Source organism: Flavobacterium sp. KKT103 (assembly GCF_055640565.1).
Map to the genome: position 1 here is coordinate 2191108 of NZ_CM145766.1, position 13280 is coordinate 2204387.

Sequence of the window (13280 nt, forward strand, 5' to 3'; positions counted from 1 at the left end):
TACTTTCACTAATTAATGCTTTAGATCCGTAAAGAGTACTTTAGGTTCAAAGGAGGGATGCGTTTTTTCCACAACTATCTCGTTTTGCACTGAAAAGATGGCTTCCTTTTTAATCGCTAGTGATGAGGAACCAACTTTAACCGTATAAGAACCCGCATCAGCTATCCACGCATTTTTAGCAGGAACAAACGAGGCTAAATCTTTCTTATTGATCTTCATTGTAAGTAGTTGACTTTCTCCAGGCTGTAGTAATTTTGTTTTGGCAAAAGCTTTTAATTCTTCTGACGGCTTATCAATAGATTTTTCGGGAGCCGAAAGGTATAATTCAACTACTTCTTTACCAGCTATTTTACCTTCATTTTTAATGGTGATCGAAACGGTTATTTGGTCTTTAAATAGCGGTGTGCTTAGTTCTAAATTAGAATAATCAAAAGTTGTATATGATAATCCAAATCCAAATTCATATGAGGGTTTGATTTTAAAGGTGTTGAAATAGCGGTAACCAACGTAAATACCTTCTTCATAATTTACAGTAGTTGGTTCTTCAGCCGGTATTCCAATCCAGTTTTTGAATGAAGGGGTGTCTTCGTATGTAATTGGAAACGTCATTGTTAATTTGCCCGAAGGCGTCACTTTTCCCGAAATAACGTCTGCAACGGAATTACCACCTTCTTGACCTGGTTGCCATGGAAGCAGAATTGCATCGACTTTGTCTCTCCAACTAGCTGTTTCAATAACACCTCCTATGTTTAAGATCACCAATACTTTTTTACCTGCGGCATGAAATGCCGCAGAAACTTGATTAATAAGCGTCAGTTCATCTGCAGCCAAATTAAAATCATCGTCTACTTTTCGGTCATCGGCCTCACCAGCATTTCTACCAATGGTTATAATAGCTAATTCTGATGTGTTTGCTTTTTTCAATATGATGTCATTTCCAAGCTCTAATTCAAGAAGTCGCTTAGGTGTCGCTAAAAGTCCGCCTTCCTTTTCGCGACGTGCTAGCTCTTTATTTTTTTGATCTTCTACAAATGGAGCGTACAACTGTTGCAATTCAGTATCTACTGCAAATCCCGAGTTGGTTAAACCTTGAATAAGTGAAATAGAGTAGGCTTCATTAACATCGCCACTTCCTGTACCTCCTGATATAAAATCATACGATGTTATTCCGAAGGCGGCTATCGGTGCGTTTTTAGAAGTGAAAGGCAATAAGTTTTGGTCATTTTTTAGTAAAATAGTTCCTTCCGCCGCAGCTTGTCGAGTAATGGTAGCATTTTCTTTTAAGTTTGGGCTGTTAGAATAGCGGTAATTGTTCATTGAAGGGGATTTCAAGACTAACTCCAAGACTCTGCGTAAGCTCGTCTCTACTACAGATGGTTTTAAAGTTCCGTTAGTAATGTTTTTCAAAATACTTTTTTGCTGACTTGGTAATCCAGGCATTAATAGATCATTGCCTGCCTCTATTTGATTTTTCACATCACTTACGGCATCTTTGGTGAAAGCATCTTTAAAGCTATTATATCCACCAAACCAATCAGACATTACTAAGCCTTCAAATCCCCATTCGTTCCTTAAAATAGTAGTTAATAAATCAGTACGAGCTGAGGTGTAGGTTCCATTTATTAAATTGTAGGATGACATAACTGTCCAAGGCTGCGCTTCTTTTACAGCGATTTCAAAGCCTTTTAAATAAATTTCGCGCATCGTTCGTTCACTTATATTGGCGCTGATACTCATTCGATTTCTTTCTTGATTGTTGGCTGCAAAATGTTTGATTGAAGTTCCAACTCCTTTTGATTGTATACCGTTGACAATCGCTGCAGCGGTTTTTCCAGAAATGAGGGGATCTTCTGAAAAATATTCAAAATTTCTACCGCACAAAGGATTACGATGAATGTTCATCCCCGGGCCCAATAATACATCGACTCCATATTCCTTGACTTCATTACCCATAGCTTCACCAACAGCTTTTAGTAGGTTTTCGTTCCATGTAGAGGCTAAAGCTGTTCCCACAGGGAAAGCAGTGGCATAGTAGGTCTTAGAGTCATTGTCTCGTTTAGGATTAATTCGTAATCCTGCTGGTCCATCTGAAACTATGATAGAAGGGAGCCCTAAACGTGGTATGGCAGTTGTACCACCAGCTGCACCGGCTACTTTGCCTTTGTCTGCATTAGGAACAAACGTAGCGGTTGAGGGATCAAATCCGGGCATTCCTAAACCTATTAACAAAGATGCTTTTTCTTCATTCGTTAATTTTTTAATTAAATCCTGAACTCTGTCTTTCATGGGTAAGCGGTAGTCCTCGTAAATATCAAGTTCTCCATTTTTATTATAATCCCTAAAAGTAAATCCATTTATCGTCAATAGTACGTCTTTATTCTGCTTTTTTTTGGTAGTTGGTGTCGACCATGAGATTAACGGGAAACCCATAACGATCAGTAAAATACACTGAAATGCTTTTGGTACAAATTTATTTTTCATATTGCTATTTATTTAATTTATATTTATTGCTTCATTAAGAAGCAATAATAATCATTTTTACTCAGAAAATAGTTTTTAGCCCTTTGTTTTTTATTTATTTTTCTTCCTTTGCGTTCAAAACAGTATTTTAGCCAACAATTAACAGCCATGAGTTTTAAAAAAATAATTGAAGAAAATTCTAAAAAATCGTGGGAACTTTACTTGCCCGGTATATCGATAGATTGTGTTTTATTTGGTTTTCACGAAGGAGAATTAAAAGTCTTAGTTGTGAAGATGAAACAACACCCAATTTGGGCGCTTCCGGGGGGATATGTTTTTAAAAACGAAAATCTAGATGAAGCAGCAACCAGAATCCTGAAAAAGCGTACTGGTGCAGAAAATATTTATTTAAAACAATTTAAGACCTTTGGTGAACTCAATCGTTCTGAGGGTTTTTTCGAAGAGTATCCTGATTCTTTGTGGAATAAGCAACGCTTTATTTCGATTGGTTTTTATGCTCTAGTTGATTACCGTCAAGCTACTTTAGTGATTGACGAATTTTCAGATGCATGTGAATGGAAAAATATAGATGACTTGCCAGAACTAATGATGGATCATCAAATCATTTTTAATAGTGCATTAGAAACATTAAGAAAACAATTAAATGATAAACCCATTGGTTATAACTTATTGCCAGAAAAATTTACAATCCCCGAACTTCAGCGATTGTACGAGATTATTTTAAATAAAAAATTGAATCGAGGAAATTTCTATCGCAAAATTTTACGGTTTGATATTCTGTTAAAGTTAGACGAAAGCCGCAAAGGAGGCGCTCACAAAGCACCAGACTTATATCAATTTGATGTTGAAAAGTATAAAGTTGCATTAGAAAACGGCTTGAATAACGGTTGGTAGTTATGCTCAATTTGTATTTTTTACTATTACTTTTTTTCAATTATTGGTGTCTTGCTAGCAGTTGCTATTGCTTAATGCATCGTTAACAATTTAAAAAAAAAAAAAATAGTTTGTGCAGTCGAGAACTCTCTACACTATTGGCTGTTTATTACTGCAACATCTCTGTAATTCTAATACAACGCTCTGTTCCTAAGTAGGCGGGATCGCCGTGTTTTTCAGACCAAAATCCGTCTAACACATCAGGAGTTATGCAACGGTACACCGCCACGCCCTTATAAATTGTTTGGTCTTCGCCTTCGTAATTAAAATTTATTACTAGGATATTATCTCTAAAAAATCCAGTTCCGTGTTGTGTTTGATCATGTCCAATATTCCATTTTGCATTTATTCGGTTGTCTTGATCTAACGTTAATGTTAAGGTTCCAGAATAGCTATTTCCTTCGTTGTCCTGATTTGCTCCTAAGATGGAAAATCGACCAAGTATATCTTTTATATTCATTGCGTATAGTCATGTAGGTGGTTGCTGAGGTAAAAAAGCTACTAAAGTACTTTAAAAATGGTTGATTATCATTGATTTGTTATCTGTAGATTTTAATTTATTTCTCAATTTCAAAAAAAAGGAGCATAAAAAAACCGTCGCTTTAAGGCAACGGTTTCAATTAAAAAGTAGTACTGAATTATTTTGGCATAACCACTTTATCTATTGCGTGTATTACACCATTTGAAGCTGCTACATCTGCAAGTATTACAGTCGAAGTTCCTCCGTTAGCGTCGGTTAACATTACTTTACCATCTTTCAAGCTTAGGTCAATTTTACCTCCTTGTACGGTTGTAACTGTAAATTTACCGTTGTTTTTAGTGATTGCATCAGTCACCGCTGCGGCGTCAAATTTTCCTGCAACAACGTGGTAAGTCAAAATTGATTTTAACTTATCTAAACTTTCTGGTTTTAGCAATGTTTCTACTGTACCAGTTGGTAACGCTGCAAAAGCTGCATTGTTTGGAGCAAAAACGGTAAATGGACCTTCACTGCTTAAAGTCTCTACTAATCCTGCCGCTTTAACTGCTGCAACTAAAGTTGAAAAATCTTCGTTTCCTGCTGCTACTCCTACAATGTTAGGCGTTTCAACTACAACTGTTGTATCAACTGCTACTGCTGTGGTGTCAGTCATTTCTGTTGATTCTGATTTCTTTTTGTCTCCACAAGAAGTTGCGATTACTCCAACTAATAAAAGTGTGCTGATTGTTTTAACTACTGTCATACTTATTGTTTTATGGTTAATTAAATTAAGATAACCAAAGATAGTCTTTAATATCGTTTGTTTAACTAGTTTAACATTTTATTAAACAAAAAATATATTTTAATTAAAGTAGGATTCTTTACTGATGCTGTAAGTTGGGTTGTGAATAGTATTTTTTTCTAAACCAAAAAGCGACGTTTACTAATGCAATTAAGGCAGGTACTTCGACTAAAGGACCAATCACACCCGCAAAAGCTTGTCCGCTGTTGATACCAAACACACCTATGGCTACTGCAATGGCTAGCTCAAAATTATTTCCTGTTGCTGTAAAGGCAATAGCGGTACTTTTCGAATAATCAGCTCCAAAATATTTTCCAACAAAGAAGCTCAGAATAAACATAAAAATAAAATACAGCACTAGTGGAATAGCTATTCGTAGTACATCAAACGGAATTTGCACTATTAATTCCCCTTTAAGGCTAAACATAATCACAATGGTAAAAAGGAGTGCTATTAGGGTAATAGGAGAAACCAAAGGAATAAATGCAGTATTGAACCACTCTTCTCCTTTTATTTTTAAAAGCGTATACCTGCTTATAATTCCTAGAGCAAACGGAATTCCTAAATAAATTCCAACGCTCTCAGCGATCGCTCCAATGCTAATGTTCACTTCAAATCCAGTAAAGCCAAAGTAGGGAGGAAGAACGGTAATAAAAAAATAGGCATACACACTATACAACACCACTTGAAAGATGCTGTTTAGCGCGATCAAACCAGCTGCATATTCTCTATTTCCATCTGCGAGGTCATTCCACACTACAACCATAGCAATGCAGCGTGCCAGACCTATTAATATAACTCCAATCATGTATTCGGGGTAATCTTGTAAAAAGTATAGTGCAAGAAAGAACATGATAAAAGGACCTACGATCCAATTAAGCAATAGTGAGGCTGTTAAAATTTTAAAGTCTTTGAAGACCTGGCCCATTTGCTCGTATTTGACTTTTGCTAAAGGGGGATACATCATTAAGATTAAACCTATGGCTAATGGGATGTTCGTGGTTCCATTTGAAAACGAATTGATAAAAGTGGCACTGGAAGGTATAAAGTTCGCGATTCCTATACCTAATGCCATTGCAAGAAAAATCCATAATGTAAGGTATTGATCAAGAAAACTAAGCTTTTTTCTTTTAAGGGCGGGAGCACAGTTAGTAGCGGACATAATTTACTTTATTTTAGAAAAGACGTATAAAAGTGCTGACGCGATTTCGATACTTCTTTCCATATATTTTTCGGCTTGTTGCGGACTATTGTCAAACGCCTTAGGGTCTTCGAACGGAAGCGGAATGCGTTTTTCTGCCCCAGTAATAAAAGGACAACCTTTATCAGCACTTGAGCAGGTCAATATGGCAGTAAATTCGGTTTCGGGGTTAAAAGGGTTATCATAATTTTTTGAAAAACCGATGATAGGATGGTCATTTTGACTATAACGGATGCTGTAAATAGGATTGTCACCTAAGGCCAATTTGTCTATTTCAAAACCTGATTTTTCTAAAGTTTGAGCAACCATAGGAAATAGAGCAGTCGCTTCGGTTCCGCCTGAGTACGAAGTCACTTTTGCAATAGCATAAAAAGCAGCTGCAGTTTGCGCCCAAACCTGCGCTAGATGACTACGACGCGAATTGTGCGTACAAATAAAATTAAGTCGGATTTCTTGATTTGAATTGACTTTATCTTGAATATAAGCGATTAAAGGCTCCAGTTCTGCTTTGCGATTTGCCGTAATCGTATCTAAAGGTATTGTTTTTATTAGCTCATCCAGTGAAAGGAATAGCGCTTTTGGATTATTCATAGTAATCAAATTTTAATTAGCAACAGCCTCCACCTGGAGTACAAGTGTTTTGTTGGATCGAAATGGTTTCTGTTTTTGCCTCCATTTGTGGAATACCACATGCGTCTTCAGCTAGGCAAGCAGTTTGCTTATTTACAAGGACAAAGTTTTTACCATTAAAGTCAAGATCGTATTTTCCTATGGTTTCTGATTGGTACTCAACCTCAATTTCGCCATCAGGCATACCCAAAGTTCGTTCGGATAACGCAATGATATTCATTAATTTCTTTGGCTTTAGGCGATGTTCAAAATCATTGGCATTCCATAACTGGAAATTAACAACCGATTCATTTCGGACCTTACCACCACAATCAATAAAGTTTTTTGTGATTAGACCTACCTCTGTAACGTGAAAGTGCTCGGGAACGAAAGTTCCGTTTGGTAGTTGAAATTCTACAGTATCAAGAGTAGCAAGAATAGTTTTAATTACGGATAATTTCATTTTAATTGGATTTAAATATTAGCAACAAGAAGTGTTTGTTTTAGTTAAAGAGGAATAAATGCTTGCAAAAAACTGTTCAATTTTTTGAAACCCTTCATGGTTCAAGCAGTAGCAAATGGCATTGCCTTCGATGTTTCCGCTGATTAATCCCGCGTTTTTCAGTTCTTTTAAGTGTTGAGAAACCGTAGGTTGAGATAACGGTAATTTATTAACAATATCGCCACAAATACAGCTATCTACTTTAATTAGGTGTTGAATAATGGCAATTCGGGCAGGATGTCCTATGGCTTTCGCCAAAGTTGCCAATTCATTTTGTTCCTGCGTAAAATTCTCGGATTTAGTAATTCCCATATCGTATAAGTATATTGCAATATTACGATAATAAATGGAGGTTTTTATTTTTTTTTGTAAAAAATGCATCCTAAATTTATTTGGTTAAATCAGTTTGTGGTAAAAAATAAAAAAACCTATCTGAAATAGATAGGTTTTAGTATTTAAATTATTTTTTTAATCACACGAAGCTTGTGTGTATGCTTATTGATTTCAGGATTATAGATTCCGAGATGGTCAATACGGTCAATTCTAACTTTACCACTAGCATGAATGATATAGTTGTTTTCCATAATGATCCCAACATGGATGATATTGCCTTCATCGTTATCAAAAAAGGCTAAATCACCGGGTTCACTTTCTTCAATAAAACTGAGGGCTTCTCCTTGCATTGCTTGTTGCGAAGCATCACGGGTTAGCTTGTAGCCGTTTAATTTATAAACCATTTGAGTAAAACCGGAACAATCAATACCAAATGGTGTCTTGCCTCCCCATAAATAAGGGGCGTTCAAATACAAATAAGCGGTAGAGATCAAATGTTTTTTGTCTTTAATTCCGTTCGTCTTGTTTCCTTCAAATTCAAAATTGGTTGTATTAATTTCGTTATGATTTAAAAAAGACAATGAAGAGCCTAAAGGAATCGGTAATAACATATTGTTGTTCCCTGTAATGTATTCAATTAGATCTGCACTTAGAATTAAGGCATCATTAGACAATTGGATAAAGTTTGCTTCAGATAGTACTTGATATTGTTTAGAATCTACCCAACCTTCATAGGAGTCATATTGTAATTTAATACGAGACCATTGTTGTACTTGCTCTAAAATTTCAAAATGCTCTCCAAATAAAACTTGAGAAACAATTTCGCTTTTGTCACTTGGTTCGAACCGAAGTGGGATTATAGCCAGATTGCAAATTCCAAACATCTATACTTTTTTTATTTCTTTATACTCTTTCGATGACAATCGCTGATGCACCACCACCACCATTGCAAATTGCGGCAGCTCCAGTTTTTGCGTTATTTTGTTCCAATACATTAAGTAGGGTCACAATAATACGTGCTCCAGAACAACCTAGCGGATGACCTAATGAAACAGCACCACCGTTTACGTTTACTTTATCGTTGTCAAGACCTAAAATTTTTGAATTTGCTAAACCAACCACTGCAAATGCTTCGTTGAACTCAAAAAAGTCAACATCAGCTACAGTCATTCCCACTTTATCTAAGGCTTTAGGAAGCGCTTTAGCTGGGCTAGTGGTAAACCATTTAGGTTCTTGAGCAGCATCAGCATAGCTTTTTATGAATGCTAAAGGTTTTAAACCTAAGGCAATTGCTTTTTCCTCACTCATTAAAATTAAAGCAGCAGCTCCGTCATTTATTGTTGAAGCATTGGCAGCTGTTACAGTTCCGTCTTTAGTAAATACAGCATTTAAAGTAGGGATACGGTCTATTTTTACATTACTAAACTCCTCGTCTTTAGAAATGATAATAGGATCTCCTTTTCGTTGAGGTACCGCTACAGGAACAATTTCTTGATCAAATTTCCCAGCTTCCCATGCTTTTGCTGAACGCTCGTAGGATTGAATAGCGTAATTATCTTGGTCTTCTCTTGTGAATTCATATTCAGAAGCACATAAATCAGCGCAAACACCCATGGCATTATTGTCATAAGCATCTACGAGACCGTCTTTTTGCAATCCGTCTACCATAGTAGCAGGACCAAATTTGGTTCCATTTCTCATGTGCATATAATGTGGAATCAAACTCATGTTTTCCATTCCTCCAGTGATAACAACTTCAGCATCACCTGCCTGAATTGCTTGTGCGCCCATCATTACTGCTTTCATACCTGAAGCGCAAACTTTATTTATAGTAGTACAAGCAACTGTATTAGGTAAACCAGCGTATATTGCTGCTTGACGCGCAGGTGCTTGTCCTGTACCGGCTTGAACGACGTTACCCATAAGGACTTCGTCTACTAAATTTGGATCTAAATTAATTTTATCTAATGCCCCTTTAATCGCTATAGCTCCTAATCTAGGTGCAGTGATTGTAGATAATCCACCCATGAAACTTCCAATGGGTGTTCTAACGGCAGAAACGATGACAACTCTTTTGTTCATGATTTTATAATGTTAGTTTGTGTAGCAAATTTAATCTTTTTTAAACAAAATTCGATTTTGAATTGCGGTTAATATTTTTTGGCTCCCAAACGGTATTTTTAGGGAATGCTATATGATTGATTGTGAAGTTGTTTTAAATTAAAGTAAAAAAATACGAAAAAAAAGCGTTGAAATAGTTGTGAGTAATGGGATGAAGTGTTACATTTGCAACCGCAAAACGAGACACGTTCTCTGAGCTTGGAGGGGTGCCAGAGTGGTAATGGAGCAGTTTGCTAAACTGTCATCGGGTAACCGGTGCCAGGGTTCGAGTCCCTGTCCCTCCGCATAATTTTAAAATGTTGTGTTTTAAAATTTCATATTGAAGATTGTCACGGGGTGTAGCGTAGCTCGGTTATCGCGCCTGCTTTGGGAGCAGGAGGCCGCAGGTTCGAATCCTGCCACCCCGACAATAAAACTTTTACCATTTGAGTTTTAAAAGATAAATGGAGGCATAGCTCAGCTGGATAGAGCACCTGCCTTCTAAGCAGGCGGTCGAAGGTTCGAATCCTTCTGCCTTCACAGAAACCACTCACATGAGTGGTTTTTTTGTTTATAGTAATAAATCAATTAACGTTTAAATAGATTGATGAATACTACCGGTTTTTAATTTACTTCATTTTACTAAATTCTAAAAACAGCTCTATTCCTTTCTTAGCCATCCCATAATTCGTTTGTTGCCAATTTTCCATTGATTGTTTTTCTTTTTTAGTTCGAATGTTTCTCGTGAAGCGCTAAACGGACCTGCATTTTGCTGAATTATTTCGATTTCTTCATTAGAAACCTTGGATATTATGGCTACATGTCCGTATTTATTAAAAATAGTTCCGCTAAATATAAGTAGATCATTCTTTTTTGGAATTTGCTTACTCGGATTTGTGTATTGAAAAAGAGCTCTTTTTTTGTTAATTCCTCCATCTTTTATTCCTTTATCAAAAAAGTCTATCGCATTACCATAACTATCAGGCATTTTATGATTTAAATGCTCGTAGTAGTAGCGTTTGACAAATTCTACACATTGATACTTTAAACCAAGATTATAACCGTCTTTCGTCTTATTTCGCCCTTTTGTAGTATTTACACTTCCGTTATAATAAACAACTACACCATTTAGATTATCAATAGGATCACCAACCCTTTTGTTTATTTTTTTACCATCTTTCCACAGTATCAAAACTACTAGTATCAGTATTGCAGCTACAATATATGGTACTATTTTTAAAAATGATTTTTTCATTGTTTGCTATTAGTAATTATATTATTTTCTTCTTTTACTTTGGGTTGAAAAGACATAAATTGAAAGTTGTATTGATTAGATTTTTGTGTTATTACCTGTTTCGAAAAAAATCTATGGTATACAGTTTTCTGCTTTTCGATCTAAATCAAAATGACTGTAGTGCAGAATTACTATAGTTGTTCTTGCACTACATTAGATTTTCCTGAAGTAATAATTTTAGTCCCATAAAATCTTGCTTTTCGTTTAATTACACAATCAAAAAATGATTTTATGGTTGCTAGCCATTCTCGTGTAAAGTATCTTTTTTTTCCATAATTTGGATTGCTTGCAAAACCCACCGCATTTATCCCTTTATATTGGGCAATAAAAACGGATCTAGGAAGGTGATAGCCTTGAGAAACTATAATAGCTTCATCAATAGCAAAGGTCTTTACCGCTCTTTCCATTGATGAATAAGTGTCAAATCCTGCATAATCAGCATAAATAATGGCTTGAGGTATACCTTTACTTAATAAGTAATTATTCATTACTGAAATTTCATCGTGATTTATCGCGCCATTATCTCCCGTTAATACTATTTTTTTTATTTTTCTAGCGGTGAATAATTTGTAAGTATCATCCAGCCGTTGCTTAAGATAACTTCCAGGTGTTCCATTTTTTTTTATTCCTGCTCCAAGGATAATTGCGAACTCTTTTTCATGAACATTATTAATGTTAGAGAGTAAACTGTGGCGAACCATATACTTGATGTATAAGGGTATAGATAAAATAATAATGACACTGATAATCGACACAAGTAAAAGTCTTTTGATAACTGTATGTTGCTTCTTTTTTTTATTAACTGTAGTCATAAGTAGTTTAAAAAACAGGTTTTTACTTTATTTACTCTGTAGCTAATGCATCGTATTAACTGTCCAGAAATGGAATTTATTTTTGCAGCAACTCTACCCAAACTGGGACGTGATCAGAAATAGTACGTGCCTCTTTCAAGGAACTAAAATCTTTATAAAATGCTATTATTCCTTTGTTTTTAATACTGAAATTCAGTGTACTGTAAAATATATTATCAAATTCAGAAGCTAAGTATTGCCCCTGTATCATTTCCTTTTTTAGTGAAGTTTTTTGGTTGATAAATGCAGGTTGATATCCCATTTTTTTTAGAGGATTAAAGACCGTATGAGATTGAGGGCAATTCCAATCACCGGCAAAAATTAGATTCAGTTTTGGGTATTCTAATGGTAAAAACTTAAAGTATTTGATTTCTGTTTCTGGTTGTCTATTTTTCGTTATTGCATGATAATTAACTACTGTAAACTGTTTATTGTCATATTCGAACGTGCAAAAGTAGGGTTCTCGATCAATCGTTAAGTGGTACTTTTTCTCCAACCAAGGGCGACCTATTTTCTTTACTTTGCTTTTTTTCCATAGGAAAGCATAGCGCTCTGTTTTGTAGGCAGAGCTGGAAGTAGGATCACTGATCACATAATCCCAACTGCTGCCTTTTCTATTCAGCTCGTCAGCTAGTCTTGCTACTGCTTGTGAACCACCATAACCCGCTACTACTTCTTGAATCGCAATAATATCAAAATCTTTAATGGTATTCGCCATGAATGCGATTTCACTATTGGATTTTGATTTCCCTAAGTTTTCAATGTTCCAGGATAGGAGTTTGGTTTGGGCGGATACACTTGTTGGTTTGCAAAAGAGGCAGAGAAGGATTACTATGACTCTTAATTTATAGGGCTGCAGCAGTAATTTCATTGTGTGTTTTAATTCTTTTTTTGTCTTTTCGAAGGTAATTTAATTGAGACTAATAAACCAATAGCAATTACAACATCGACGATATTCCAAATGGTTCTTCCTAATGCGATTTTTATAAAGGGTTGAAAAAGTAATGCTAAAGCAATGAAAATTACCATTTCATTCTTCTTTTTGTTACTCGACGCTAAAACTGCTAAATAGCCAAATCCCACCATCCCTAAAAACCGAACGAGTTGAAAATAACCGTAGGGTAAGTTTAGGAGGCATGATAGTAGGAGAATGGATAGGGTGATTTTTATTAACGAATTATTCAAAAGTAATTTCATTTTTTTTGTAATCAATTGATATTTTACCAAACTCAGCCAAGGCTGATTGACCAAAAAGTAAAGGAGCTTGATTATTATGGACTACAGAAGCTCTAACATTCTCAAGCGTTTTATTTCCAATTTTTACGGTTCTTAAATTTATGATCGTTCCCTCAGAAATACTACCGTCTGCTATTTGGTATTGCTGCTGTCCTAAAATATCTTCGTCTTGCAATGTACCTTGTTTATATAAAAACATTGCTTCTGTAGCCGATATTGTAATATCTGAAGCTCCAGTATCAAAGATAAATTTCATGTTACTGCCATTTATTTGAACTGGTATCTTATATACTCCGTCTTCTGCAGACATTATAATTGTATTCTTTTCCTCTGTTGTTTGATTTATTGAAATATTTACAATTTCATTGTTAATTCTAACTTCATCATTTGATTTCTTGGAATCAAATCTATTAAAACTTTCACTTTCTGGATGCTTGCATCCTGAAATCAAAATAAGGATAAGAAGATATTTTTTCAT

Annotated in this window: 15 protein-coding genes and 3 tRNA genes; 4 read left to right on the plus strand and 14 right to left on the minus strand. The window is 35.4% G+C overall.

What is annotated here, in order from left to right:
* Positions 1-12: 12 nt before the first annotated feature.
* Complete coding sequence (locus ACZ2G0_RS09425; protein WP_470307409.1) at positions 13-2481, minus strand: glycoside hydrolase family 3 N-terminal domain-containing protein; 2469 nt, start codon at positions 2479-2481, stop codon at positions 13-15.
* Between the two features lie 147 nt (positions 2482-2628).
* On the opposite strand from ACZ2G0_RS09425, the gene ACZ2G0_RS09430 reads away from it, so the two are divergent.
* Positions 2629-3375, plus strand: coding sequence for an NUDIX hydrolase (locus ACZ2G0_RS09430; RefSeq protein WP_470307410.1), 747 nt, complete (start codon positions 2629-2631; stop codon positions 3373-3375).
* A 148-nt stretch (positions 3376-3523) separates the two neighbouring features.
* On the opposite strand, the gene ACZ2G0_RS09435 is transcribed toward ACZ2G0_RS09430, so the two are convergent.
* The 8 genes from ACZ2G0_RS09435 to ACZ2G0_RS09470 form a co-directional block, all read right to left on the minus strand.
* Positions 3524-3874, minus strand: coding sequence for a hypothetical protein (locus ACZ2G0_RS09435; RefSeq protein ID WP_470307411.1), 351 nt, complete (start codon positions 3872-3874; stop codon positions 3524-3526).
* Between the two features lie 178 nt (positions 3875-4052).
* Positions 4053-4637, minus strand: coding sequence for a fasciclin domain-containing protein (locus tag ACZ2G0_RS09440; protein WP_470307412.1), 585 nt, complete (start codon positions 4635-4637; stop codon positions 4053-4055).
* A 118-nt stretch (positions 4638-4755) separates the two neighbouring features.
* The gene (gene arsB / locus ACZ2G0_RS09445) at positions 4756-5838 is read right to left on the minus strand and encodes an ACR3 family arsenite efflux transporter (protein WP_470307413.1); all 1083 of its coding nucleotides are present in this window, start codon (positions 5836-5838) and stop codon (positions 4756-4758) included.
* 3 nt (positions 5839-5841) lie between these two features.
* Positions 5842-6468: an arsenate-mycothiol transferase ArsC gene (locus tag ACZ2G0_RS09450; RefSeq protein ID WP_470307414.1), complete on the minus strand. Its 627-nt coding sequence runs from the start codon at positions 6466-6468 to the stop codon at positions 5842-5844.
* A gap of 16 nt (positions 6469-6484) precedes the next feature.
* A complete protein-coding gene (locus tag ACZ2G0_RS09455) occupies positions 6485-6949 on the minus strand; it encodes a DUF6428 family protein (protein WP_470307415.1) in 465 nt (154 codons plus the stop codon).
* An 18-nt stretch (positions 6950-6967) separates the two neighbouring features.
* Positions 6968-7300 carry an ArsR/SmtB family transcription factor gene (locus ACZ2G0_RS09460; protein WP_470307416.1) on the minus strand — a complete coding sequence of 111 codons (333 nt, stop codon included), beginning with the start codon at positions 7298-7300 and terminating at the stop codon, positions 6968-6970.
* Between the two features lie 143 nt (positions 7301-7443).
* The gene (locus ACZ2G0_RS09465; protein ID WP_470307417.1) at positions 7444-8205 is read right to left on the minus strand and encodes a C40 family peptidase; all 762 of its coding nucleotides are present in this window, start codon (positions 8203-8205) and stop codon (positions 7444-7446) included.
* Positions 8206-8224: 19 nt separating this feature from the next.
* Positions 8225-9403, minus strand: coding sequence for an acetyl-CoA C-acyltransferase (locus ACZ2G0_RS09470; protein WP_470307418.1), 1179 nt, complete (start codon positions 9401-9403; stop codon positions 8225-8227).
* Between the two features lie 239 nt (positions 9404-9642).
* Between ACZ2G0_RS09470 and ACZ2G0_RS09475 the strand changes: the two genes are divergently transcribed.
* The 3 genes from ACZ2G0_RS09475 (at position 9643) to ACZ2G0_RS09485 (ending at position 9961) form a co-directional block, all read left to right on the plus strand.
* Positions 9643-9726: transfer RNA gene (locus tag ACZ2G0_RS09475), tRNA-Ser, on the plus strand.
* 48 nt (positions 9727-9774) lie between these two features.
* Positions 9775-9849: transfer RNA gene (locus ACZ2G0_RS09480), tRNA-Pro, on the plus strand.
* A gap of 38 nt (positions 9850-9887) precedes the next feature.
* Positions 9888-9961: transfer RNA gene (locus ACZ2G0_RS09485), tRNA-Arg, on the plus strand.
* A gap of 121 nt (positions 9962-10082) precedes the next feature.
* Here the strand turns inward: ACZ2G0_RS09485 and ACZ2G0_RS09490 are convergent.
* From ACZ2G0_RS09490 to ACZ2G0_RS09510, 5 genes are all read right to left on the minus strand, one after another.
* On the minus strand, positions 10083-10676 hold the full coding sequence (locus ACZ2G0_RS09490; protein ID WP_470307419.1) for a CHAP domain-containing protein: 594 nt from the start codon (positions 10674-10676) through the stop codon (positions 10083-10085).
* Positions 10677-10846: 170 nt separating this feature from the next.
* Positions 10847-11527, minus strand: a complete 681-nt coding sequence (locus ACZ2G0_RS09495) for a SanA/YdcF family protein (protein WP_470307420.1) — start codon at positions 11525-11527, stop codon at positions 10847-10849.
* Between the two features lie 76 nt (positions 11528-11603).
* On the minus strand, positions 11604-12437 hold the full coding sequence (locus ACZ2G0_RS09500) for an endonuclease/exonuclease/phosphatase family protein (RefSeq protein WP_470307421.1): 834 nt from the start codon (positions 12435-12437) through the stop codon (positions 11604-11606).
* Between the two features lie 8 nt (positions 12438-12445).
* Positions 12446-12763, minus strand: a complete 318-nt coding sequence (locus ACZ2G0_RS09505; RefSeq protein ID WP_470307422.1) for a DUF6804 family protein — start codon at positions 12761-12763, stop codon at positions 12446-12448.
* Positions 12744-13280, minus strand: coding sequence for a retropepsin-like aspartic protease family protein (locus tag ACZ2G0_RS09510; RefSeq protein WP_470307423.1), 537 nt, complete (start codon positions 13278-13280; stop codon positions 12744-12746). The genes ACZ2G0_RS09505 and ACZ2G0_RS09510 overlap by 20 nt, the downstream gene beginning before the upstream one ends.